Origin of the sequence: Pseudomonas taiwanensis, assembly GCF_013393345.1 — a bacterium.
GTDB lineage: Bacteria > Pseudomonadota > Gammaproteobacteria > Pseudomonadales > Pseudomonadaceae > Metapseudomonas > Metapseudomonas resinovorans_C.
The window spans coordinates 60,111-85,159 of the sequence record NZ_QJRF01000071.1; the positions used below are offsets into that span (position 1 = coordinate 60,111).

The 25,049-nt window shown below is 63.3% G+C and carries 22 protein-coding genes; 4 read left to right on the plus strand and 18 right to left on the minus strand.

Features of this window, described 5'->3' with window-relative positions:
• Positions 1-4: 4 nt before the first annotated feature.
• The 3 genes from DM872_RS24605 (at position 5) to DM872_RS24615 (ending at position 4,083) form a co-directional block, all read left to right on the plus strand.
• The gene (locus DM872_RS24605; RefSeq protein WP_179061881.1) at positions 5-505 is read left to right on the plus strand and encodes a sigma-70 family RNA polymerase sigma factor; all 501 of its coding nucleotides are present in this window, start codon (positions 5-7) and stop codon (positions 503-505) included.
• Positions 502-1,458, plus strand: coding sequence for a FecR domain-containing protein (locus DM872_RS24610; RefSeq protein WP_179061882.1), 957 nt, complete (start codon positions 502-504; stop codon positions 1,456-1,458). The genes DM872_RS24605 and DM872_RS24610 overlap by 4 nt, the downstream gene beginning before the upstream one ends.
• Before the next feature lie 210 nt (positions 1,459-1,668).
• Positions 1,669-4,083 (plus strand): TonB-dependent siderophore receptor, encoded by a 2,415-nt coding sequence (locus tag DM872_RS24615; protein ID WP_179061883.1) that lies wholly within the window; start codon positions 1,669-1,671, stop codon positions 4,081-4,083.
• 321 nt (positions 4,084-4,404) lie between these two features.
• Here the strand turns inward: DM872_RS24615 and DM872_RS24620 are convergent, their stop codons facing one another.
• The 10 genes from DM872_RS24620 to DM872_RS24665 all read right to left on the minus strand — a co-directional run bounded on the left by DM872_RS24620 (position 4,405) and on the right by DM872_RS24665 (position 16,911).
• Positions 4,405-5,343 carry a 2-hydroxyacid dehydrogenase gene (locus tag DM872_RS24620; protein ID WP_179061884.1) on the minus strand — a complete coding sequence of 313 codons (939 nt, stop codon included), beginning with the start codon at positions 5,341-5,343 and terminating at the stop codon, positions 4,405-4,407.
• 27 nt (positions 5,344-5,370) lie between these two features.
• Positions 5,371-6,927, minus strand: a complete 1,557-nt coding sequence (gene garD, locus DM872_RS24625; RefSeq protein ID WP_179061885.1) for a galactarate dehydratase — start codon at positions 6,925-6,927, stop codon at positions 5,371-5,373.
• A gap of 211 nt (positions 6,928-7,138) precedes the next feature.
• Positions 7,139-8,485, minus strand: coding sequence for a glucarate dehydratase (gene gudD, locus DM872_RS24630; RefSeq protein WP_179061886.1), 1,347 nt, complete (start codon positions 8,483-8,485; stop codon positions 7,139-7,141).
• Positions 8,486-8,504: 19 nt separating this feature from the next.
• Positions 8,505-9,881 (minus strand): MFS transporter, encoded by a 1,377-nt coding sequence (locus DM872_RS24635; RefSeq protein WP_179061887.1) that lies wholly within the window; start codon positions 9,879-9,881, stop codon positions 8,505-8,507.
• Positions 9,882-9,970: 89 nt separating this feature from the next.
• Positions 9,971-11,242 carry a glucarate dehydratase family protein gene (locus tag DM872_RS24640; RefSeq protein ID WP_179061888.1) on the minus strand — a complete coding sequence of 424 codons (1,272 nt, stop codon included), beginning with the start codon at positions 11,240-11,242 and terminating at the stop codon, positions 9,971-9,973.
• A 90-nt stretch (positions 11,243-11,332) separates the two neighbouring features.
• Positions 11,333-12,775, minus strand: coding sequence for an aldehyde dehydrogenase family protein (locus DM872_RS24645; protein ID WP_179061889.1), 1,443 nt, complete (start codon positions 12,773-12,775; stop codon positions 11,333-11,335).
• 21 nt (positions 12,776-12,796) lie between these two features.
• A complete protein-coding gene (gene kdgD / locus DM872_RS24650) occupies positions 12,797-13,708 on the minus strand; it encodes a 5-dehydro-4-deoxyglucarate dehydratase (protein WP_179061890.1) in 912 nt (303 codons plus the stop codon).
• Between the two features lie 411 nt (positions 13,709-14,119).
• Entirely contained in the window at positions 14,120-14,869 is a 750-nt protein-coding gene (locus DM872_RS24655) for a FadR/GntR family transcriptional regulator (protein WP_179061891.1), read from the minus strand.
• A gap of 152 nt (positions 14,870-15,021) precedes the next feature.
• Positions 15,022-15,507 (minus strand): single-stranded DNA-binding protein, encoded by a 486-nt coding sequence (locus tag DM872_RS24660; RefSeq protein WP_044872677.1) that lies wholly within the window; start codon positions 15,505-15,507, stop codon positions 15,022-15,024.
• Between the two features lie 9 nt (positions 15,508-15,516).
• A complete protein-coding gene (locus DM872_RS24665; RefSeq protein ID WP_179061892.1) occupies positions 15,517-16,911 on the minus strand; it encodes an MFS transporter in 1,395 nt (464 codons plus the stop codon).
• A gap of 183 nt (positions 16,912-17,094) precedes the next feature.
• On the opposite strand from DM872_RS24665, the gene uvrA reads away from it, so the two are divergent.
• Positions 17,095-19,929, plus strand: coding sequence for an excinuclease ABC subunit UvrA (gene uvrA / locus DM872_RS24670; protein ID WP_179061893.1), 2,835 nt, complete (start codon positions 17,095-17,097; stop codon positions 19,927-19,929).
• A 202-nt stretch (positions 19,930-20,131) separates the two neighbouring features.
• Here the strand turns inward: uvrA and rplQ are convergent, their stop codons facing one another.
• The 8 genes from rplQ to rplO form a co-directional block, all read right to left on the minus strand.
• Positions 20,132-20,521 (minus strand): 50S ribosomal protein L17, encoded by a 390-nt coding sequence (gene rplQ, locus DM872_RS24675; protein WP_077525974.1) that lies wholly within the window; start codon positions 20,519-20,521, stop codon positions 20,132-20,134.
• Positions 20,522-20,566: 45 nt separating this feature from the next.
• Complete coding sequence (locus tag DM872_RS24680) at positions 20,567-21,568, minus strand: DNA-directed RNA polymerase subunit alpha (protein WP_028629274.1); 1,002 nt, start codon at positions 21,566-21,568, stop codon at positions 20,567-20,569.
• Positions 21,569-21,590: 22 nt separating this feature from the next.
• Positions 21,591-22,211, minus strand: coding sequence for a 30S ribosomal protein S4 (gene rpsD, locus DM872_RS24685; protein WP_077525973.1), 621 nt, complete (start codon positions 22,209-22,211; stop codon positions 21,591-21,593).
• Between the two features lie 16 nt (positions 22,212-22,227).
• Complete coding sequence (gene rpsK / locus DM872_RS24690; RefSeq protein WP_003093689.1) at positions 22,228-22,617, minus strand: 30S ribosomal protein S11; 390 nt, start codon at positions 22,615-22,617, stop codon at positions 22,228-22,230.
• A gap of 30 nt (positions 22,618-22,647) precedes the next feature.
• Positions 22,648-23,004, minus strand: a complete 357-nt coding sequence (gene rpsM, locus DM872_RS24695) for a 30S ribosomal protein S13 (RefSeq protein WP_077525972.1) — start codon at positions 23,002-23,004, stop codon at positions 22,648-22,650.
• 132 nt (positions 23,005-23,136) lie between these two features.
• Positions 23,137-23,253 (minus strand): 50S ribosomal protein L36, encoded by a 117-nt coding sequence (gene rpmJ / locus DM872_RS24700; protein WP_077525971.1) that lies wholly within the window; start codon positions 23,251-23,253, stop codon positions 23,137-23,139.
• Between the two features lie 30 nt (positions 23,254-23,283).
• Positions 23,284-24,612 carry a preprotein translocase subunit SecY gene (gene secY, locus DM872_RS24705; RefSeq protein ID WP_179061894.1) on the minus strand — a complete coding sequence of 443 codons (1,329 nt, stop codon included), beginning with the start codon at positions 24,610-24,612 and terminating at the stop codon, positions 23,284-23,286.
• Positions 24,613-25,047 (minus strand): 50S ribosomal protein L15, encoded by a 435-nt coding sequence (rplO, locus tag DM872_RS24710; RefSeq protein WP_111261951.1) that lies wholly within the window; start codon positions 25,045-25,047, stop codon positions 24,613-24,615.
• Positions 25,048-25,049: the final 2 nt, after the last annotated feature.

Here is a 25,049-nt window from a genome sequence, read left to right on the forward strand (position 1 = left end):
CTTCATGTCGTCTCCCCATGTCACCCTCCAGGTGCTGTACAGCGAGCATCACGGCTGGTTGAAGAACTGGCTGCGCAGCAAGCTGGGCAATGCCGCCGATGCCGCGGACCTGGCCCAGGACACCTTCCTGCGCCTGCTGGGCAAGGGCGAGAGCTTCGAATTGCGTACCCCGCGCGCCTTTCTGCGTACCGTGGCGCGAGGGCTGGTGATCGACCACTGGCGCCGTGAGGAACTGGAACGCGCCTACCTGGAAGCACTCGCGCAGCTACCCGAAGCCGAAGCACCCTCCCCCGAGGAGCGTGAGCTGATCCTCGAACTGCTGGAGCGCATCGCGCTGATGCTTGATCGCCTCAAGCCCAAGGCGCGCACGGCGTTCCTGCTGGCGCAATGCGAAGGACTGACCCACAAGGAAGTCGCCGCGCAAATGGGCATTTCCCTGCGCTCGGTGGAGCGCTACGTGGCCGATGCCCTGTACCACTGCTACCTGCTGCGGTTCGAAGAATGAGCGCCCAGAGCCGGGCCGCCGGCCCCAGCGAACAGGTGGTACGCCAAGCCATCCACTGGATGATGCGCCTGCATGGCAGTGGCGATGCTGAACTGCAGAAGGCCTGCGAGCACTGGCGCGGGCAGGACGCCGACCACGAATTGGCCTGGCAGCGGGTTCAGCAACTCGACCGCGAACTCGGCCTGGCCATGCCCGGAACCGGCCTGGTGCTGGACAACGCCCGCGCAGGACTGCGCCGGCGCCAGGCACTCAAGCTGCTCTCCGGCGTTGCCGTCGGCGGCGCGGCCCTGTGGCTGACCCGCGACATCACCCCCTGGGAGCGCCTCACCGCCGACCTCGCCACCGCAACCGGTGAACGACGCGGCCTGGCGCTCAACGATGGCAGCCAGCTGCAACTGAATACCGATTCGGCTGTGGATATCCGCTTCGATTCCCGGCTGCGGCTGATCGAGCTGCGCCGGGGCGAGATCCTTCTCAGCAGCGCCATCCAGTCCACACCGATGCGCGTCCGCACCGCCCATGCCCAAGTGGAAGCCAACGCCGCGCGTTTCGTGCTGCATCAGGGCAAGACGGCTTCGCGACTCAGCGTGTTGCAGGGCAGCGTGGCACTGACCCCGTCGCGTGGGCTGTCGAAACACGTCATCGAAGCCGGTCAGAGCTTCGACGTCACCCACGAAATCGTTCGACCGGTCCAGCAATTGAACATGGAAGCCGGTGCGTGGGTGGACGGCCTGATCGTCACCCGCGACATGCGTCTGGCCGACTTCCTCGCGGAAGTGGGTCGCTATCGCCATGGCCGCCTGGCCTGCGCCGAGGCAATCGCCGACCTGCGTCTGTCCGGCGTGTTCCGCCTGGAAGACACCGACAAGCTGCTGGCGCTGCTGCCGCGCACGCTGCCGGTGCAGTTGCACTACCGCACGCGGTGGTGGGTGATGGTGGAAGCGCGGGTTTGAAGCGTGCTTCCTGTGGGGGCGAATTCATTCGCTGAGGGCAGCGCAGCTGCCCCTGTCAGATGGTCGGCGAACCTACAGTCCGCGTAGCGAATGAATTCGCCCCCACAAGATCCTGCCCAGCATTTCTGAAATTTTTTGGCGGGTTTTTCCGCCTGCCCCGGCAAGGGGAATGAATCCCATTAACCTTTGCCGATCCCCACGGATGTTTTCATGACCGCACCTCGCGCTTCCCGCCTTGCCCTCGCCATTCGTGGCGCCCTGTTGTCTGCCGCGCTGGCCGCGCCGTTGCTGCCTGGCGCCGCAGTCGCTGACGAGGCCGTCGCCATCGCCAGCCGCAACTATGCCATTCCCGCCGGGGCCCTGGATGAGGCGCTGAACCGCTTCGCGCGCGAGGCGGGCATCAATCTCTCCGCCACGCCGGAACAGACCCGTGGCCTGAAGACCAGCGGCCTGGCAGGCACCTGGTCGGTGCAAGCCGGTCTGGCGCGCCTGCTCGAAGGCACCTCGCTACAGCCCGAAAACCTCGGCGGCGGCAGCTTCGTGCTGCGCGAGATCCCGGCCGGCAGTGCGCTGGAAGTGCCCAGCACCCAAGTGTTCGCCCTGGGCAACGCCCTGGGCAGCGAGGACGGCTACCTGGCCACCCACAGCCAGATCGCCACCAAGACCAGCAAATCGCTGATGGAAACCTCGCAGAGCGTGTCGGTGATCACCCGCGAGCAGATCGACGACCAGGGCTCCAAGACCGTCCAGCAATCCATGCGCTACACCCCCGGCATCTTCACCGGCCAGGTGGGCGCCTCGAACCGCTACGACTACATCGTCATGCGCGGCTTCGCCGACAACAGCGTCGACAACGTCTACCTCGACGGCCTGAAGACCATGGGCGACAGCGGCACCTTCAGTTCGATGCAGGTGGACCCGTACTTCCTCGAACGCATCGATGTGCTCAAGGGCCCGTCCTCGGTGCTCTACGGTCGTAGCCTGCCGGGCGGCCTGGTGGCGCTGACCAGCAAGAAGCCGCTGTACGAGGATTACCACCAGGTGCAGGCCACCGTGGGCAACATGAACCAGAAAGGCGTGGGCTTCGACTTCAGCGGTCCGCTGGATGAAGAGAAACGCATCGCTTACCGCCTGGTAGGCCTGGGCAAGGGCGGCGATACCCAGTTCAATCACACCAAGGAGGAGCGCTACGCCATCGCTCCGACGCTCGCCATCGATTTCAGCGAAGACACCACCCTGACCCTGCAGGGCTACCTGCAGCACGACCCGAATGGCGGCTACCACAGCGGCGTGCCGGCCGACGGCAGTGTGTTCCAGCACAACGGTCAGCGCATCAGCCGCGAGTTCTTCGACGGCGAGCCGGGCCTGGATGACTTCGACCGGATGCAACGCATGTTCGGCTACCAGCTGGAGCACCGCTTCAACGATATCTGGACCGCGCGACAGAACTTCCGCTATCTCAGCTCGGACGTCGACCTGTCGCAGGTCTACGGCTATCAGTGGACCGCCCCCGACAGCAACGAACTGAACCGCTACTTCAGCGGCGCCAGCGAGGAGCTCGAGGCTTACATCATCGACAACATGATGCAGGCTGAATTCAACTGGGGCAGCGCCCGCCACACCCTGCTCACCGGCCTCGACTACCAGCGCCGCAAGACCCATGTGGACTGGACGTCCGGCGTCTCCACGCCGCTCAACGCCTTCGACCCGATCTATGGCGACGAGAGCCTGAGCTTCCTCTCCGAAGACAACCACACCCGCCGCCTGGAGCAGACCGGCCTGTACATGCAGGACCTGATCGATGTGGACCAGTGGCGCTTCTCGCTCGGCATGCGCCAGGACTGGGTGGACGTCTCCGACGAAAACCGCACCACGCAAACCAAGAGCGATGAGCAATGGAGCAAGTTCACCGGCCGCGCCGGCGTGCTCTACCTCTTCGAGAACGGCATCGCGCCCTACATCAGCTACTCCGAGTCGTTCAACCCGAACGCCTACTCCGACGCTTCCGGCAAGGCCCTGGAGCCTACCGAGGGCAAGCAGTGGGAAGCCGGCCTGAAGTTCCAGCCCGAAGGCAGCAACAGCATGTACACCGCCTCGGTGTTCCACATCACCCAGGAGAACGTCGCCTCCAAGCTGCCCCAGGACAACTTCTTCACGTCGGTTGGCAAGGTGCGCTCCAAGGGTATCGAGCTGGAAGCCCACACCCAGGTCAGCGAGAACTTCAAGGTCCTGGCCAGCTACACCTACACCGACATTACCTACGCCAAGGCACTGGACGGCAACCAGGGCAACACCCCGAACCAGGCGCCCAAGCACATGGCTTCCATCTGGGGTGACTACAACTTCAATGCGGGCGCCCTGGACGGCCTGCGCACCGGGCTCGGCGTGCGCTACGTCGGCAAGACCTGGGCGGACAAGGAGAACACCCTGCACGTGCCCTCCTACACCCTGGTCGATGCCCTCATCGGCTACGACCTCGGCAAGCTGGGCATGCAGGGCCTGGACCTCAGCCTGAACGCCAACAACCTGCTGGACGAGGATTACGTGGCGTCCTGCTACAGCCTCGACTTCTGCTACTTCGGCGAGAAGCGCAATGTCACGGCGACGCTGAGTTATCAGTTCTGAGGACGCCCAATTTCCAGCGCTGGATCAGCATCCCTCACCCCCGGCCCCTCTCCCGGAGGGAGAGGGGTGACTCGCGCCTGGTACTCAGTAGCAGTTCTGCACGGAAAGCCCCCTCTCCCCCTGGGAGAGGGTTGGGGTGAGGGGAGTCGGCATTGCAGGGACTCCCCAGAAAATCCTCAACAAAAAAATCGGCGCACTCGTGGTGCGCCGTCACTGCGAATCTGCAGTTGAAATTCGTGGGGAGGAAACGAAGCACCGCTTGTGGCGACGCCTCGCATAGTGGGGTCGGCCGACGCGACCACCGCTATTGGATCGGGCGTGTCAGACCACCGGGGTCAACACCTCGCCCTTGTCGAGGAAGGCCTGCAAATTGGCGAACACCAGTTCTTCCATGTGCAGCCGAGTTTCTTCGGTGCCGCTGCCGATATGAGGCGCCAGCACCACGTTGTCCAGGGTGAACAGCACTTCAGGTACACGCGGCTCGGCTTCGAATACATCCAGCCCGGCGCCACCCAAACGGCCTTCAGAGAGGGCTGCCACCAGCGCCTGCTCATCCACCACCGAGCCACGGGATACGTTGATCAGGATGCCTTCCGGCCCCAAGGCTTCGAGCACAGGCGCCGAGATCAGGTGATGGGTTGCCGCGCCACCGGGACAGGTCAGCACCAGGAAGTCCGCCCAGCGTGCCAGCGCCAGCAAGTCCGGTTCGAAGCCGTAGGGGCTGTCGGCATGCGCTCGGCGATTGTGATAGCGCACCTGCATGTCGAAGCCACCGGCGCGACGCGCGACGTCTTTGCCGATGCGCCCCAGGCCGACAATGCCCAGGCGCTTGCCGCTGACCTTGCGTGCCAACGGGAAGTTGCCGGCGGGCCAGCTTCCGGCGCGCACGAAGCGATCCGACGCGCTGATGCGCCGCGAACAATCGATGAGCAACCCCATGGCCAGGTCGGCGACGCAGTCGTTAAGCACGTCCGGCGTGTAGCTGACCTGAATGTTTCGGCGACGTGCCACGTCGACTGCGATGGCGTCGTAGCCGACGCCGAAACTGCAGATGGCGCGCACGTTAGGCAGGCGCTCGAGCACAGCGGCCGAACAACCGAAACGGGCCGACGTGACCACGATGTCGAACTCAGCGCCGTGCTCATCGAGCCAGGCAAGTGCTTCACCCTGTTGCCACAGAGGAACGACGATGTGCTCGCCGGCCAGGCGCTGGTTGAAGCGCTCGGTCAGCGGGCCCACGTGGAGGATCTTGGGTTCCATTCTGGGTCTCTCAATCGATTCGGCTGATTACGTTACCGGAGCTGGATTGAACAGCGTCAGATCGTTGTGCAGCCGATGCTTCTCCGCCCAGGTGTGCTCCTTGCCGCTGGCCACATCCAGGTAGTAGCGGAACAGTTCCCAGCCCATTTCCTCCAGGGTCACGCGCCCGGAGGTAATGCGACCGGCATCGACGTCGATCAGGTCAGGCCAGCGCTCGGCCAGTTGGGTGCGGGTGGAAACCTTGATCACCGGCACCATGGACAGCCCATAAGGCGTGCCGCGACCGGTGGTGAACACATGCAGGTTCATGCCCGCCGCCAGTTGCAGGGTGCCGCAGACGAAGTCGCTGGCAGGGGTCGCGCAATACTGCAGGCCCTTGCCGCGCACGCGCTCGCCGGGGGCGACGACGCCGGCGATGGCGCTGTTGCCAGACTTGGCGATGGAACCCATGGCTTTCTCGACGATGTTGTTCAGACCGCCCTTCTTGTTGCCGGGTGTGGTGTTGGCGCTGCGATCTGCCATGCCGCGAGCGAGGTAACGGTCGTACCACTCCATCTCGCGCACCAGCGCCTGGGCCACTTCGGGAGTCGCCGCGCGCGGGGTGAGCAGGTGGATGCCGTCACGCACTTCGGTGTTCTCCGAAAACATCACGGTGGCACCGGCGCGCACCAGCAGGTCGGAGGCGACGCCCAGAGCGGGGTTGGCGGTGACACCGGAGAAGGCATCGCTGCCGCCGCACTGCATGCCCAGCACCAGCTCCGAGGCCGGGCAGGTTTCCCGGCGGCGCTGGTCGAGAATCTTCAGGCGGTCTTCGATCATGCCCATGATCTGCTCGACCATGCCGGCAAAGCCGCTGGCGGAATCCTGCAGGCGGAACAGCCAGGCTTCCTCATCCTGCCCGGCGGTGAGTTCATCGCCGGGCATGAGTTGTTCGGCCTGCAACTTCTCGCAGCCGAGGCCGATCACCAGTGCCTGGCCACCCAGGTTCGGGTTGCGGGCGATGTTGTGCAGAGTGCGAATCGGGATCACCGCATCGGGTGCGTTGATCGCCACACCGCAGCCGTAACTGTGGGTCAGGGCAACCACGTCATCGACATTCGGGTACTTCGGCAGGAGCTCCTTGCGCACGCGCTCGACGCAATGGTCGAGCACGCCGGTGACGCACTGCACAGTGGTCGTCACACCGAGGATGTTACGGGTGCCGACACTGCCGTCCGGATTGCGGAAGCCTTCGAAGGTGTAGCCATCCAGCGGCGCCATGGGCGCAGGCACGGCGGTGGCCATGGGCAGGTGATCCAGCCCCGGCGCTTCGGGAATACTCAGCAGCTCTTCACGCACCCAACTGCCACGGGGAATGGCCTTCAAGGCATGGCCGATCACGGTGCCATAACGCAGCACGGCGCCTCCGGCAGGGATGTCCACGAGGGTGACCTTGTGGCTCTGGGGAATGGCTTCACGGGTGACCAGGCCATCGGGGAACTGACCGCCTTCGGCCACGCCCTGCTCGTTGATGACGATGGCGACGTTGTCATCCGGGTGCAGGCGCACATGGCGGGGAGAGTCCTGGTGTTGGATCAACTGCATGGCTGACTCCATTGTTGTTCTGTGGCTCGGTGGACATGAAAAGCGATGTCCACCCTACGGTTGGATCCAAGGCGCTGCGTAGGGTGGATCACGCTTCACCGATCCACCATCGGAGGTGGGATCGGCGGCGATGGTGGATATGAAGAGCGATATCCACCCTACATTGGTGGGAGCGAACTCATTCGCGATTGCACTCGCTCCCACAACCCGGCTAGCGCACCAGGCAGGGGCGCTTGTTGTCGAAGGTCCAGTTCGGCACCAGGTACTGCATGGCGATGGCGTCGTCCCGCGCACCCAGGCCCTTGGCCTTGTACAGCGCGTGGGCCTTGGCCAGTTCGTCCATATCCAGTTCGACACCCAGGCCCGGCTTTTGTGGCACCGTGACCTTGCCGCCCTTGATGCGCAGGGGCTCCTTGGTCAGGCGCTGGCCGTCCTGCCAGATCCAGTGGGTGTCGATGGCGGTGACTTTGCCCGGCGCCGCAGCAGCGACGTGGGTGAACATCGCCAGGGAGATGTCGAAGTGGTTGTTGGAGTGCGAGCCCCAGGTCAGCCCCCAGTCGTTGCACATCTGCGCCACCCGAACCGAGCCCTGCATGGTCCAGAAGTGCGGGTCGGCCAGGGGGATATCCACAGACTGCAGGGAGATGGCATGACCCATCTGGCGCCAGTCGGTGGCGATCATGTTGGTGGCGGTGGGAAGGCCGGTGGCGCGGCGGAACTCGGCCATCACCTCGCGGCCGGAGTAGCCGTTCTCGGCGCCGCAGGGGTCCTCGGCGTAAGCCAGCACGTGGTGCTGGTCGCGGCACAGGGCGATGGCCTGCTTCAGCGACCAGGCGCCGTTCGGGTCGAGGGTGATGCGCGCGTCGGGGAAGCGTTCGGCCAGTGCGGTCACGGCTTCGATCTCCTCTTCGCCGCGCAGCACGCCGCCCTTGAGTTTGAAGTCGTTGAAGCCGTAGCGGGCATGGGCCGCCTCGGCCAGGCGCACCACCGTTTCCGGGGTCAGCGCCTCTTCGTTGCGCAGGCGGAACCAGGCGTCGTCGGCATCGGCTTCGCTGCGATAGTCGAGGTCGGTCATGTTGCGGTCGCCGACGTAGAACAGGTAGCCGAGCATCTCCACTTCGTCGCGCTGCTGGCCTTCACCGAGCAGGGCCGCCACCGGCACTTCCAGGTGCTGGCCGAGCAGGTCAAGCAGTGCGGACTCCAGTGCGGTGACCGCATGGATGGCGATGCGCAGGTCGAAGGTCTGCAGGCCGCGACCACCGGAGTCGCGGTCGGCGAACGCCTGGCGCACCTGGTTGAGCAGGCTCTGATAGTTGCCGATGGACTGCCCCACGAGCAAGGCGCGGGCGTCCTCCAGGGTCTGGCGAATGGCTTCGCCGCCGGGTACCTCGCCAACACCGACGTGGCCGGCGTTGTCCTTGAGGATCACCACGTTGCGGGTGAAGTACGGGCCGTGGGCGCCGCTGAGGTTGAGCAGCATGCTGTCCTGGCCGGCCACGGGCACCACCTGCAATTCGGTGATGCGCGGGGCGCCCTGATGAAGATTCTGTTGAGTCATTGCCTTGTCCTTCTGCGAATTAACGGGCCGGAGTCGCGGCAGGCGCTTCGGAAGCGGCTGCCGGACCCTCGGCGTCAGTCTTTGCACCCTTGAGCTCTACGCGCTTGATCTCGCCGACGATGAACAGGTAGCTGAACGCGGCCATGAAGGCGTTGACGCCGACGAACACCAGGGCCCACTTGAAGGAGCCGGTGGCGGCGATGATGTAGCCGATGACGATGGGCGTGGTGATCGAAGACAGGTTGCCGCAGGTGTTGAAGATGCCACCGGAGAGGCCGGCGATCTGCTTGGGTGAAGTGTCCGACATCACCGCCCAGCCGAGGGCGCCGATGCCTTTGCCGAAGAAGGCCAGGGCCATGAAGCCCACCACCATCCAGTCAGCGTCCACGTAGTTGCAAAGGATCATGCTCATCGACAGCAACATCCCGCAGACGATCGGCGTCTTGCGCGCCACGCTGAGGGAATGGCCGCGGCGCAGCATCCAGTCGGACAGCACGCCGCCCAGCACGCCGCCGATGAAGCCGCAGATGGCCGGCAAGGAGGCGATGATGCCGGCCTTGAGAATGGTCATGCCGCGCTCCTGCACCAGGTACACCGGGAACCAGGTGAGGAAGAAGTAGGTGATGGCGTTGATGCAGAATTGGCCCAGGTAGATACCGGCCATCATGCGGCTGCCCACCAGCTGCTTGATGTGCTCCCACTTCGGCCCGTTACCCGGCAGCTTGCGGTTCTGGTCCATGTCCACGAGTGCGCCGTTGGCGGCGATGTGGTCGATCTCAGCCTTGTTGGCCAGCGGGTGTTCCTTGGGGTTGAAGATGAACTTCAGCCAGACCGCGGAGAACAGGATGCCGATCACGCCCATGACGATGAACACGTGTTCCCAGCCGAAGCTATGCACGATCCAGCCCATCAGCGGAGCGAAGAGCACCGTGGCGAAGTACTGCGCGGAGTTGAACACGGCGGACGCGGTGCCGCGTTCAGCGGTGGGGAACCAGGCCGCGACGATGCGCGCGTTGCCGGGGAAAGACGGTGCCTCGGCGAAGCCCACCAGGAAGCGCAGCATGAACAGCGTGACGACGGTCCAGGCCACCGGCAGCGTGTCCACGAAGCCCTGCATCAGGGTGAACAACGACCAGGTGAAGATGCTCACCGCATAGACGCGCTTGGAGCCGAAGCGGTCGAGCAGCCAGCCGCCCGGAATCTGCCCGAGCACGTAGGCCCAGCCGAATGCGGAGAAGATGTAGCCGAGCATGACGGCGTCGATGCCGAGCTCTTTCTGCATGGTGGAACCGGCGATGGAGATGGTCGCGCGGTCGGCGTAGTTGATCGTGGTCACCAGGAACAGCATGAGCAGGATCAGGTAACGCACACGGGTTTGTTTCAGTACTTCGCCCATGGTTCTTCTCTCTGAATTGTTCTTGTCGAAGAGCCCGCGCGGGCTTGCCGCGCGAGTGTCATGTTGCATTCCGCAGGCAGCGGACGGGGTCAGAACCTCGGCTTCCTGATTTTCCAGGCCGGGTCGTATTTGCGCATCTGCCGCGCGTCGTCGCGACTTCGGATGTCGATGGAGAGGTACTGCTCATGGAGTTTGGCCAGCTGATCCTGGTCCAGTTCCACGCCCAGGCCCGGTGCACGGGTGATGCGCACGCAACCGTCCTGGATCGGCAGCTTGCCGCCCTTGATGACCTCCTCGTCCTCCTCCTGCCACGGGTAGTGCGTGTCGCAGGCGTAGGTGAGATTGGGCACGGATGCCGCCACGTGGGTCATGGCCATCAGGCTGATGCCCAGGTGCGAGTTGGAATGCATCGACAGGCCGAGGCCGAAGGTGTCGCACATCCGCGCCAGCACCTGGGTATCGCGCAGGCCGCCCCAGTAGTGGTGGTCGGCGAGGACGATCTGCACGCTGTTCAGGGCGACGCTGCGGCGGAACTCCTCGAAGTCCGTGACCACCATGTTGGTGGCCAGCTGCATGCCAGTGCGCTCGTGCAGCTCAGCCATGCCATCGAGGCCCGGGGTCGGGTCTTCGTAGTACTGCAGGTCATCGCCCAGCAGCTCGGCCATGCGCAGCGCCGTTTCCAGCGACCAGTTGCCATTGGGATCGATGCGCAGCGGGTGGTCGGGGAAAGCCTTCTTCAGTGCCTTGATGCAGGCCACTTCGTGCTCGGGCTGCAAGGCGCCGGCTTTCAGCTTGATGCTCTGGAAACCGTGGGCCTCGATCATCCGTGCAGCCTGGGCAACGATCTGCTCCTCGCTTAGGGCTTCGCCCCAGGAGTCCGGCGCGTAAGGCGCATCGATGTGCTTGGCGTACTTGAAGAAGAGGTAAGCGCTGAAGGGAACTTCAGTGCGAATGGCCCCGCCCAGCAGGTCGACCAGGGGCATGTTCAGCGAGCGAGCCTGCAGATCGAGGAAGGCGACCTCGAAGGCTGAATAGGCGTTGGCCACCTGCTTGCTGGGGTGGGAACCGGGGGCGAGCTCCGCACCGGCTTCGGCCGGCCCGAGGCGTGCCACGGTTTGAATGACGCGCGCGCGCAGGCCATTGAGGTCGAAGGCGTCCAGCCCCACCAGGCTGTCCTGCATGGCCTGCAGCACCGCCAGGACCGGCGCGTCGCCGTAGCTTTCGCCGAGGCCGATATAGCCGTTGTCGCTCTCCACTTCGATGATCGAGCGAAGCGCGAAGGGTTCGTGGATGCCGCTGGCATTGAGCAGCGGCGCATCGCGGAAGGCGATGGGGGTGACTCTGACTCGTTTGATCTTCACAACCAATTCCTACCTGTGCTTGTTGTTGTACCGGTAGTCCCTGTTCAAGCGCGGGGCAGGCCCTGCCCCGCGTGACTCTGAAGCGTCGGATCAGCCCCCGATGTAGGTGGTCTTCACCGTGGTGTAGAACTCCTGGGCGTAGCGACCCTGCTCGCGCGGGCCGTAGGACGAGCCTTTGCGGCCGCCGAACGGCACGTGGTAATCCACCCCGGCAGTGGGCAGATTGACCATGACCATCCCGGCCTGGGCGTGGCGCTTGAAGTGATTGGCGTATTTGAGCGAGGTGGTGGCGATACCGGCGGACAGGCCGAACTCGGTGTCGTTGGCCAGCGCCAGCGCCTCTTCGTAGCTGGCCACGCGGATCACGTTGGCCACCGGACCGAAGATCTCCTCGCGGCTGATGCGCATGCCCGCCTCACTCTCGGCGAACAGCGCCGGCGCCATGAAGTAGCCCTCGGTTTCGCAGCGCACGCGCTCGCCACCAGCCACCAGGCGTGCACCTTCGGCACGACCGATGTCGATGTAGCCGAGGTCCTGCTCCAGTTGTGCCTGGGACACCACCGGGCCGACATCGATGCCGCTCTGCAGGGCATGGCCGACGCGAATGGCACGCATGCGTTCTGCCATGGCCTCGACGAAGCGGTCATGGATGCCGGCCGTGACGATCAGACGGCTGCTGGCAGTGCAGCGCTGGCCGGTGGAATAAAAGGCGCTCTGCACGGCGAGTTCGACGGCAGTCTTCAGGTCCGCGTCGTCGAGGATTACCTGCGGGTTCTTGCCGCCCATCTCCAGCTGCACTTTGGCGCCACGGGCGACGCAGGCGGCGGCGATGCTGCGGCCTACACCGACCGAACCGGTGAAGCTGATGCCATCGACGCGCTTGTCGTTGACCATGGCCTCGCCGACCACTCGGCCGCTGCCCATCACCAGGTTGAATACACCGGCGGGGAAGCCGGCGCGGGCGATGATCTCGGCCAGGGCCCAGGCGCTGCCCGGAACCAGATCAGCGGGCTTGAACACCACGCAGTTGCCGTAGGCCAGCGCTGGCGCGATCTTCCAGGCCGGGATGGCGATGGGGAAGTTCCAGGGAGTGATCAGGCCGATCACGCCCAGGGGTTCACGGGTTACCTCCACCGAAACGCCGGGGCGCACCGAGGGGACGACTTCCCCGGCCAGGCGCAGGCATTCACCGGCGAAGAACTTGAAGATGTTGCCGGCGCGAGTCACCTCGCCAATGGCCTCAGGCAGGGTCTTGCCCTCTTCCCGCGCCAGCAGGGTCCCCAGTTCCTCGCGGCGGGCGAGGATTTCGCTGCCGACCTTGTCGAGGGCATCGTGGCGAGCCTGGATGCCGAAGACCGACCAGGATGGGAAGGCCACGCGGGCCGCTTCAATGGCCTGGGCCACCTGGGCGGCGTCGGCCTGGGCGTACTCGCCCAGGCAGTCGGTCAGATCGGAGGGGTTGATGTTGCGCGAGTAGCCGCTGCCGGCCACCCACTCCCCGCCTATGTAGTTGTCGAAGCGTTTCTCAGTCACGAGTCTTCTCCTGGCTGCAGGTCACTGCGCGCCCTGGGCGTCGATCAGCGCGGCGAGGCGCTCGTACTCGTCGGGCAGCAGGTCGGTCAGCGGAGCGCGGACCGGGCCGGCGTCGTAACCCGCGATGCGCGCACCCGCCTTGACGATGCTGACGGCATAGCCAGCGCGGCGGTTGCGGATGTCCAGGTAGGGAAGGAAGAAGTCGTCGATCAGCTTGCCCACGGTTTCGTGGTCGTCACGGGCGACGGCGTTGTAGAAGTCCATCGCCGTCTTGGGAATGAAGTTGAAGACGGCGGAGGAGTACACCGGCACGCCCAGCGCCTTGTAGGCCGCGGCATAAACCTCGGCAGTAGGCAGGCCGCCCAGGTAGCTGAAGCGATCACCGAGGCGGCGACGGATGGAAACCATCAGCTCGATATCGCCCAGGCCGTCCTTGTAGCCGATCAGGTTCGGGCAGCGCTCGGCCAGTTGCTCCAGCAGCGCCGGGGTCAGGCGGCAGACGTTGCGGTTGTAGACCACCACGCCGATGTTCACCGACTTGCAGACCTGCTCGACATGGGCGGCTACGCCTTCCTGGCTGGCTTCGGTCAGGTAGTGCGGCAGCAGCAGCAGGCCCTTGGCGCCGAGGCGTTCGGCTTCCTGGGCGTACTGGATGGCCACGCGGGTCGGGCCACCGACGCCAGCGAGGATCGGCACGCTGCCGGCACAGGTGTCGACGGCGGTCTTGATGATGGAGGAGTACTCATCCGGCGCCAGGGAGAAGAATTCGCCGGTACCGCCCGCGGCGAAGAGCGCCGAGGCACCGTAGGGAGCCAGCCATTCCAGGCGACGCGCATAGCTTGCAGCGTTGAAGTTGCCGGCAGCGTCGAAGTCGGTGACGGGGAAGGACAGCAGCCCGGAGGAGAGGATGGACTTGAGTTCTTGTGGATTCATTATTCGAGCACCCTGCGAAGCGGTTTGAGTAAGGCCGGGGTAAACCGGCCCGAGAGATACGTTATCGTACAACCAAAGATACTGCCAATCGCCGTTCATCCTCCTGTGCGCTCATCGCCCGCTATCACGGCGTGATGCGCCCTACCCGCCTTCCATGCTACGCAAACGCTCTATTTCAGGGAGCGCTCGACGGGTTCGGATGACTCAGGTACCTGCACAGACGACCAGCTTGCAGTCAGGCCGTTCGATCGTGCAGCTGCCCGGATCAGTTGTACGACAACATATAACATCAAATCTTGTAGGACAACTCCCCCGAGCGGAAAAAAGTTGCGCCCTTTTCCTCGGCACCCTACCTTCGCCGCCCAAATAAAAAGGGCCGCTCGATGCGGCCCTTGCTCTGCGCGGAATATTTCAGCCCTCGCGAACCCTTTCCGCTTCCTCATGAGCCTGGCGCAGGCGCTCGCGACTGTTGGTCAGGTGCAGGCGCATGGCCGCTCGGGCCGCATCGCTGTCCTGCCGGGCGATGGCTTCGTAGATATCCTCGTGCTCGCGACTCAGGCGAGCGAGGTAGTGCTCCCGGTCATCGTGGGCGATACGCGCCGAATTGAGCCGCGTCCGCGGAATGATGCTGGTGCCCAGGTGGGTCATGATGTCGGTGAAATAGCGATTCCCCGTGGCCAGGGCGATTTGCAGGTGGAACTGGAAGTCCGAGGCCACCGCGTCAGTGCCGTGGGCGGCCTTGAGGAAGGTGTCCAGTGCTTCGCGCATCGCCGCCAGTTGCTCCGAAGTACGGCGCTGGGCGGCCAGTCCGGCGGATTCCACTTCCAGGCTGATGCGCAGTTCGAGGATAGCCATGACATCGCGCAGGGTGACGATGGTCGCTGGGTCGATACGGAACCCCATGGGGCTCGGCGTATCCAGCACGAAGGTGCCGATGCCGTGACGGGTCTCCACCAGTCCCGAGGCCTGCAACCGCGAAATAGCCTCGCGCACTACGGTGCGGCTGACTCCCTGGGCTTCCATGATGGCGGACTCGGTGGGCAGCTTTTCGCCCCGCTTGATCACGCCATTCTGGATCTGTTGGGAGAGCTCGTTCACCAACTCCTGCGCCAGGCTGCGGTGCTTGCGGCGCGGACGTGGCAAGGTGCTTGGGTTGTCCATCTCGAAGGTCGATTCCGGTGAAAACTGAGGGTCCATCATAGCCCAGCGAGTTGTACGATGACACTCATCAGCCGTTCCTACGGTCGACTCCAGAAACGAAAAAGGCGCAGCCCGGGGGCTGCGCCTTTGTCTTTCCGCCTACGCGATTCGACTTAGAACGGGATGTCGTCGTCGAAGCTGTCGTAGTCCGGAGCCGGCTGGGCGGCGGGCTGCGGAGCCGGGCGCTGTTGCGGGGCGGACTGCTGCGGTTCGCGCTGCGGGCGCGGAGCACGCGGGGCGTCGCCTTCGCTGCCAGGACGGCCGCCAAGCAGTTGCATCTGGCCGTTGATGTCGACCACGATCTCGGTGGTGTAGCGCTTCACGCCGTCTTTTTCCCACTCGCGGGTGCGCAGGGAACCTTCGACGTAGACTTGCGAGCCCTTGCGCAGGTATTCGCCGGCGATTTCGGCGAGACGGCCGAAGAACACCACGCGGTGCCATTCGGTACGTTCCTGCTGCTGGCCGGTCTGCTTGTCCTTCCAGGACTCGCTGGTGGCCAGGGTGACGTTGGTCACCGCGTTGCCGTTGGGCAGGTAGCGGGTTTCCGGATCACCACCGACGTTACCAACCAGAATGACTTTGTTAACCCCACGGGCCATGACGTTCTCCTAGGCTTCAGCACGTTCCGGGGCCGACTCGATCAGGCGCTCCAGGGACGTGCGGTCCAGTTTTTCAGAATCCACTTTGATGTAGATGGCCGCCTCTTCGGCCACCACGACGGCATCTGCCACTCCGGGCAGAGCCAGCAAACGCGCAACCAGCCCGGTATCGGCCACGGCCGCTGCACTGAGCGGCAGGCGCAGGCTGGTTACGTACGGAGGTTCACGCATAGTAACAGCAATGGCCAGCCAAATCGCACAGACCACCGCACAACCGACGAACACGGTAGACAGGCCGCCATGCTGGAACAACCAGCCGCCGAGAATGCCGCCTACGGCCGCGCCGAGGAACTGGCTCGTGGAGTAAACCCCCATCGCCGTGCCCTTCCCGCCAGCCGGAGCGACCTTGCTGATCAACGACGGCAGAGAGGCTTCCAGGAGGTTGAACGCGGTGAAGAAAATGATGGTGCCGAAGACGAGCGCGCGAAGGCTCTGGCCGAACTGCCAGAAGAACAGCTCGCAGGCACACAGCACCGCGACCGCGCCCACCAGCACACGTTTCATCTGGCGCTTTTTCTCGCCGTAGATGATGAAGGGGACCATGCCGAAGAAGCCCACCAGCAGCGCGGTGAGGTAGACCCACCAGTGCTCTTCCTTGGGCAGGCCGGCTTTCTCAACCAATGCCAGTGGCAGTGCGACGAAGCTGGCCATGAGGACGGCGTGCAGGGCGAGGATGCCGAAATCCAGGCGCAACAGGTCGGGATGTTTCAAGGTCGGCAGCAGCGCCTGGCGCGCGACGCCTGATTCACGATGCTGCAGCGGATGGGCGGCACGCGGCACCATGGTGGCGATGATCACGATCCCGAACAGCGCCATGATGGCAGTCGCCCAGAACAGGCCGGAAAGTCCGAATGCGCGGGTCAGCAGCGGGCCGACCACCATGGCGACGGCGAAGGACACGCCGATGCTCATGCCGATCATGGCCATCGCCTTGGTGCGGTGCTGCTCGCGGGTGAGGTCGGAGAGCAAGGCCATGACAGCTGCAGAGATGGCCCCAGCGCCTTGCAGCACCCGACCGGCAATCACGCCCCAGATGGAGTCCGCATTGGCTGCCAGGACGGCGCCGGCGGCAAAGATCAGCAGGCCGATGTAGATCACCGGAAGGCGGCCGATACGGTCGGAAACGACGCCGAAGGGAATCTGCAGTACGGCCTGGGTCAGGCCGTAGGCACCGATGGCGAGGCCGATCAGAGCCGGTGTGGCGCCGGGGAGGTCCTGGCCGTAGGTGGCCAGCACTGGCAATACCATGAACATGCCGAGCATGCGGAAGGCGAACACCAGGGCCAGGCCGCTGGCCGCGCGCGTTTCGCTGCCGCTCATGCGTTCAGAGTGGGAATCGTGCATAGGTGCCTCAAGGGAGAACGATCGGGGCCTGCGTCATGCGCCCCTTGCCCGGCTGCGGCCGGAGCCCGAAAAATGCCGCGCATTCTAGCAGTCCCGGCCGTTTCCGTGACAGCCGTGACGCTTTGCCGCTCAGCCGTGGCGGGCCGTATAATCGGCGGTTTCCGACCGCCAAGTGAGGCCGTTGTGGACAAGATCCTGATCCGTGGGGCGCGTACCCATAACCTGAAGAACGTCGACCTCACCCTCCCCCGCGACAAGCTGATCGTGATTACCGGTCTGTCCGGCTCCGGCAAGTCGTCGCTGGCTTTCGACACGCTCTACGCTGAGGGCCAGCGCCGTTACGTGGAGTCCCTGTCGGCCTACGCCCGGCAGTTCCTGTCGATGATGGAAAAGCCCGACGTGGACACCATCGAGGGCCTTTCGCCGGCGATCTCCATCGAGCAGAAGTCCACTTCCCACAACCCGCGCTCCACCGTCGGCACCATCACCGAGATCTACGACTACCTGCGCCTGCTCTACGCCCGTGTAGGCACGCCGCGTTGCCCGGATCACGATGTACCGCTGGAGGCCCAGACCGTCAGTCAGATGGTCGACCAGGTGCTGGCCCTGCCCGAAGGTCGCAAGCTGATGCTCCTGGCGCCGGTAATCCGCGAGCGCAAAGGTGAGCACCTGGCGGTGTTCGAGGAACTGCGTGCCCAGGGTTTCGTCCGTGCCCGGGTGGACGGCAGGCTCTACGAGCTGGATGAACTTCCCAAGCTGGACAAGCAGAAGAAGCACTCCGTCGATGTCGTGGTGGACCGTTTCAAGGTCCGCGGCGACCTGCAGCAACGTCTTGCCGAGTCGTTCGAGACAGCGATCAACCTCGCCGACGGGATCGCCCTGATTGCGCCCATGGATGACGAAGAAGGCGAGGAGATCATCTTCTCCGCGCGCTTCGCCTGCCCCCATTGCGGCCATTCCATCAGCGAGCTGGAACCCAAGCTGTTTTCCTTCAACAATCCGGCCGGCGCCTGCCCGACCTGCGACGGTCTGGGGGTCAAGCAGTTCTTCGACGCCAAGCGCCTGGTCAACGGCGAGCTGACCTTGGCCGAAGGTGCGATTCGCGGCTGGGACCGCCGCAACGTCTATTACTTCCAGATGCTCGGTTCACTGGCCTCGCACTATGGCTTCAGCCTGGAAAAACCTTTCGACGACCTGTCCGCCGAGGACCAGAAGGCGATCCTGTTCGGCAGCGGCCGCGAGAACGTCGACTTCCGCTACCTCAACGACCGCGGTGACATCGTCAAACGTTCGCATCCGTTCGAGGGGATCATCCCCAACCTGGAGCGCCGCTACCGCGAAACCGAATCGGCCACCGTGCGCGAGGAACTGGCAAAGTTTCTCAGCACCCAGCCCTGCCCCGACTGCCGCGGCACCCGCCTGCGCCGTGAAGCGCGCCATGTATGGGTCGGCGACAAGACTCTGCCAGCCGTGACCGGCCTGCCGGTAGGCGATGCGGCGGATTACTTCGGCGGGCTCAGCCTCACCGGTCGGCGCGGCGAGATCGCCGAGAAGATCCTCAAGGAAATCCGCGAGCGCCTGCAGTTCCTGGTCAACGTCGGCCTCGACTATCTGACCCTGGATCGAAGCGCGGACACCCTCTCAGGCGGCGAGGCCCAGCGCATTCGCCTGGCCAGCCAGATCGGGGCCGGCCTGGTGGGGGTGATGTACATCCTCGACGAGCCCTCCATCGGCTTGCACCAACGCGACAACGAACGCCTGCTGGCGACGCTCACCCACCTGCGTAACCTGGGCAACACGGTGATCGTGGTCGAGCACGACGAGGACGCCATCCGTCTTGCCGACTATGTCGTGGACATCGGCCCCGGCGCCGGCGTCCATGGCGGCCAGATCGTCGCAGAAGGTACGCCGGACGAGGTGATGGCTCATCCGAACTCGCTCACCGGCAAGTACCTGTCCGGCCGCGTGAAGATCGAAGTACCGGTCGAGCGCACCCCGCGCGACAAGAAGAAGTCCCTCAAGCTCAAAGGCGCCAGCGGCAACAACCTCCAGCAGGTGAATCTGGAGATTCCAGTGGGCCTGCTGACGTGTGTCACCGGCGTGTCCGGCTCGGGCAAATCGACCCTGATCAACAACACCCTGTTCCCGATCACCGCCACCGCACTCAACGGTGCCACTTCGCTGGAAGCATCCGCGCACGAGAGCTTCGATGGCCTCCAGCACCTGGACAAGGTGGTGGACATCGATCAAAGCCCGATTGGACGCACACCCCGTTCCAATCCGGCGACCTACACCGGCCTGTTCACGCCCATCCGCGAACTGTTCTCCGGCGTGCCGGAGTCCCGCTCCCGTGGCTATGGCCCGGGGCGTTTCTCCTTCAACGTGAAAGGTGGCCGCTGTGAGGCCTGCCAGGGCGATGGCGTGATCAAGGTGGAAATGCACTTCCTGCCGGACATCTACGTGCCCTGTGACGTGTGCAAGGGCAAGCGCTACAACCGCGAGACCCTGGAGATCCGCTACAAGGGCAAGAGCATCCACGAAGTGCTGGAGATGACCATCGAAGAGGCTCGAGAATTCTTCGACGCGGTCCCGGCCATTGCCCGCAAGCTCCAGACCCTGATGGACGTCGGTCTGTCGTACATCCGCCTGGGCCAGTCAGCCACCACCCTTTCCGGCGGTGAAGCACAGCGAGTCAAGCTGTCACGCGAACTCTCCAAGCGCGATACCGGCAAGACGCTGTACATCCTCGATGAACCCACCACCGGCCTCCACTTTGCCGATATCCAGCAGTTGCTGGACGTCCTGCACCGCCTGCGCGACCACGGCAATACGGTGGTTGTGATCGAGCACAACCTCGACGTGATCAAGACGGCCGACTGGCTGGTGGACCTCGGTCCGGAAGGCGGCTCCAAAGGTGGCCAGATCATCGCGACCGGTACCCCGGAGGAGGTCGCCGACATGACCCAATCCCACACCGGGCGGTTCCTCAAGCCGTTACTGGAACGCGATCGCGCCTGATTCTCTGACACGCACAACAAAAAGGCCGGGCAGCGATGCCCGGCCTTTTTTGTATCTGCGGATGCTGAAATCCGGCGCAGCGCGGGCGCTGGTGCAGCTATCCGAATGTTCCTGACCTAGAGCGTCGCTTCGAAAGAGACATCCGGATTTGCAGACATAAAAAAACCGGGCACTAGGCCCGGTTTTTCATGCAACGACCGACTTACTCGGCAGCAGCTTCGACTTCACCAGCGACCGGACGGTCAACCAGCTCGACGTAAGCCATGGGAGCGTTGTCGCCAGCGCGGAAACCGCACTTCAGGATACGCAGGTAGCCGCCCTGACGGTTGGCATAGCGCTTACCCAGATCGTTGAACAGTTTGCCTACGGCGGATTTCGAACGGGTACGGTCGAAAGCCAGACGACGGTTGGCAACGCTGTCTTCCTTGGCCAGGGTGATCAGCGGCTCGGCAACGCGGCGCAGTTCCTTGGCTTTCGGCAGGGTGGTTTTGATCAGTTCGTGCTCGAACAGCGACACTGCCATGTTCTGGAACATGGCCTTGCGGTGTGCGCTGGTGCGGCTGAGGTGACGGCCACTTTTACGATGACGCATGGTTCAATTCCTTACCAAACTTCTACGTTCGGTGATTACGGACGATCAGGCAGTCGCCTTGTCGTCCTTCTTGAGACTTGCCGGCGGCCAGTTGTCGAGGCGCATGCCGAGGGACAGACCACGGGAGGCCAGGACGTCCTTGATCTCGGTCAGGGACTTCTTGCCCAGGTTCGGAGTCTTCAACAGCTCTACTTCGGTGCGCTGAATCAGGTCGCCGATGTAGTAGATGTTCTCCGCTTTCAGGCAGTTGGCCGAACGTACGGTCAGCTCGAGGTCATCAACCGGACGAAGGAGGATCGGGTCGATCTCGTCTTCCTGCTCAACCACTACCGGCTCGCTGTCGCCCTTCAGGTCGACGAACGCAGCCAGCTGGTGTTGCAGGATGGTAGCGGCACGACGGATGGCCTCTTCAGGGTCCAGGGTACCGTTGGTTTCCAGATCGATGACCAGCTTGTCCAGGTTGGTGCGCTGCTCCACACGGGCGTTTTCAACCACGTAGGCAACACGGCGGACGGGGCTGAACGAGGCGTCGAGCTGCAGACGACCAATGCTGCGGCTCTCGTCTTCGTCGCTCTGGCGCGCGTCGGCGGGCTCATAGCCACGACCGCGGGACACCTTGAGCTTCATGTTCAGGACACCGTTATCCGCCAGGTTGGCGATCACGTGGTCGCCGTTGACGATTTCGACATCATGATCCAGCTGAATATCGGCAGCGGTGACCACGCCCGAACCTTTCTTCGAGAGGTTCAGCGTTACTTCGTCACGACCGTGCAGCTTGATAGCCAGGCCTTTGAGGTTCAGAAGGATCTCGATGACATCTTCCTGAACACCCTCGATGGCGCTGTACTCGTGGAGTACGCCATCGATCTCGGCCTCGACTACTGCACAGCCAGGCATGGAGGACAACAGGATGCGACGCAGCGCGTTGCCCAGGGTATGGCCGAAACCACGCTCGAGAGGCTCGAGCGTAATCTTGGCGCGGGTCGGACTGACCACCTGCACATCAATGTGGCGGGGGGTCAGGAACTCATTTACCGAACTCTGCATGGATGCACCTATTTTCTAGCCCTTACTTGGAGTAGAGCTCGACAATCAGGTTTTCGTTGATGTCGGCGGACAGATCGCTGCGAGCCGGCACGCTCTTGAACACGCCGGACTTCTTCTCTGCGTCAACCTCAACCCACTCCACACGGCCACGCTGACCGCACAGTTCGAGGGCTTGGACGATACGCAGTTGGTTCTTCGACTTCTCGCGAACGGCAACCACGTCACCAGCTTTGATCTGGTACGACGGGACGTTCACAGTCTGACCGTTGACGCTGATGGCCTTGTGGGAAACCAGCTGACGGGACTCGGAACGAGTAGCGCCGAAGCCCATGCGGTACACGACGTTGTCCAGGCGGCACTCAAGGAGTTGCAGCAGGTTTTCGCCGGTAGCGCCTTTGCGAGCAGCAGCTTCTTTGTAGTAGTTGCCGAACTGACGCTCCAGAACACCGTAGATACGGCGCACTTTCTGCTTTTCACGCAGCTGGGTGCCGTAGTCGGACAGGCGGCCGCGACGGGCGCCGTGCTGACCAGGAGCGGCTTCGATGTTGCACTTGGATTCGAGCGCGCGAGCACCACTCTTCAGGAAGAGGTCGGTACCTTCACGACGGGACAGTTTGCATTTGGGACCAATGTAACGAGCCATTTCTCACTGTCTCCTATTACACGCGACGCTTCTTCGGCGGACGGCACCCGTTGTGCGGGATGGGCGTCACGTCGGTGATGCTGGCGATCTTGTAGCCGCAGGCGTTCAGAGCACGCACAGCGGATTCGCGACCCGGACCCGGGCCCTTGACGTTCACGTCGAGGTTCTTCAGGCCGTATTCCAGAGCGGCTTGACCAGCACGCTCGGCTGCAACCTGGGCAGCGAACGGGGTGCTCTTACGGGAACCGCGGAAACCCGAACCACCGGAGGTAGCCCAGGAAAGAGCGTTACCTTGACGGTCAGTGATGGTCACGATGGTGTTGTTGAAAGAAGCGTGGATATGGGCGATCCCATCCACAACTGTCTTTTTGACTTTCTTACGAGGACGAGCAGCAGGCTTAGCCATGACTTAATTCCTGTCGATTCGCGGGCGCAATTACTTGCGGATCGGCTTACGCGGGCCCTTACGGGTACGCGCGTTGGTCTTGGTGCGCTGGCCATGAACAGGCAGACCGCGACGATGACGCAGACCGCGGTAGCAGCCCAGGTCCATCAGACGCTTGATGTTCATGTTGATTTCGCGACGCAGGTCACCTTCAGTGGTGAGCTTCGCGACTTCGCCACGCAGCTGTTCGATCTGCTCGTCAGAGAGATCCTTGATCTTTGCCGCCGGATTAACGCCGGTGGTAGCGCAGATGCTCTGCGCAGTGGTGCGACCAACACCGTAGATGTAGGTCAGCGAGATAACAGTGTGCTTGTTATCTGGAATGTTGACGCCTGCAATACGGGCCATTCAGTGAAACTCCAGTTGACAGCTACCTACGCCCCGGAAGCCAAGAAAAGGGCGCGAGATATTAGCGCTGTAGAAACGAATAATCAACCCGGCAGCGCACTAGCTGCCGGGTTCATAACGCGTGAATCACACTCAGCCTTGGCGCTGCTTGTGACGCGGTTCCGCGCTGCAGATCACGCGAACGATACCGTCGCGACGAACGATCTTGCAGTTGCGGCACAGCTTTTTCACCGATGCACGAACTTTCATCAGTAACTCCTAGAACCTTACGGAACCGGGTCAGCGGAGCATGCCGCTGCCGTAGCCCTTCAGGTTGGCTTTCTTCATCAGGGATTCGTACTGGTGCGAAACGAGGTGGGATTGTACTTGGGCCATAAAGTCCATAACAACCACTACCACGATCAGCAACGAGGTCCCGCCAAGGTAGAACGGTACATTCGCTGCCACCACCAGGAACTGGGGAAGCAGGCAAACGGCCGTCATGTACAGAGCACCGAACATGGTCAAGCGGGTCAGTACGCCATCGATATAGCGCGCCGACTGCTCACCCGGACGGATACCCGGAATAAAGGCACCGGACTTCTTCAGGTTCTCCGCCACGTCTTTCGGATTGAACATCAGAGCTGTGTAGAAGAAGCAGAAGAAGACGATCCCTGCACTAAACAGCAGAATGTTCAACGGCTGACCAGGAGCGATAGCTTGCGAGACATCCTGCAGCCAGCCCATGCTTTCGGACTGACCGAACCAGGCACCCAGAGAGGCCGGGAACAGCAGGATGCTGCTGGCGAAGATAGCCGGAATGACACCGGCCATGTTCACCTTCAAGGGCAGGTGGCTGGTCTGCGCAGCGAAGACCTTGCGGCCCTGCTGACGCTTGGCGTAGTGCACAGCGATACGACGCTGGCCACGCTCAATGAACACCACGAAACCGATGATCGCTACTGCCAGCAGACCGATGGCGACCAGGGCGAAGATATTGATATCGCCCTGACGTGCAGACTCGAAAGACTGCCCGATCGCTCTCGGCAGACCGGCCACGATGCCAGCAAAAATCAGCATCGAGATACCGTTGCCGACACCGCGCTCTGTGATCTGCTCGCCAAGCCACATCATGAACATCGCACCAGCCACGAAGGTGGTGACAGCCACGAAGTAGAAGCCGAAATCAGACGAGAAAGCGACACCCTGACTGGCCAGACCAACGGACATGCCGATGGCCTGGACCAACGCCAGGGCTACAGTGCCGTAGCGGGTGTACTGGCTGATCTTGCGACGGCCAGCCTCACCTTCCTTCTTCAACTGCTCCAGCTGCGGGCTGATCGCGGTCATGAGCTGCATGATGATCGACGCCGAGATGTACGGCATGATCCCCAGTGCAAAGATGCTCATCCGCTCCAGCGCACCGCCGGAGAACATGTTGAACAGGCTAAGAATGGTCCCCTCGTTCTGCCGGAACAGCTCGGCCAGCCGGTCTGGGTTGATACCCGGCACTGGGATGTGCGCGCCGATCCGGTAGACGATGATCGCCAGGAACAGGAAACGCAGTCGAGCCCAGAGCTCGGACAACCCGCCATTGCTGAGCGCGGAGAGAGCACCTTGCTTAGCCATTTAGTCCTCGAACTTACCGCCAGCTGCTTCGATAGCCGCACGCGCACCCTTGGTGGCGGCGATACCTTTCAGGGTGACCGCGCGAGTAACGTCGCCGGACAGCATGATTTTCACACGCTGTACGTTCTGGTTAATCACGTTGGCATCCTTCAGCGACTGCAGAGTTACGACATCGCCTTCCACCTTGGCCAGCTCGGAAGTGCGCACTTCAGCGCGATCCATGGCTTTCAGGGAAACGAAGCCGAACTTCGGCAGACGACGGTGCAGAGGTTGCTGACCGCCCTCGAAGCCCGGAGCAATGGTGCCGCCGGAGCGAGAGGTTTGACCCTTGTGACCACGGCCACCGGTCTTACCCAGACCGCTACCGATGCCACGGCCCGGACGGTGCTTTTCGCGACGGGCACCCGGCGCGGAACGCAGATCGTTCAGTTTCATGG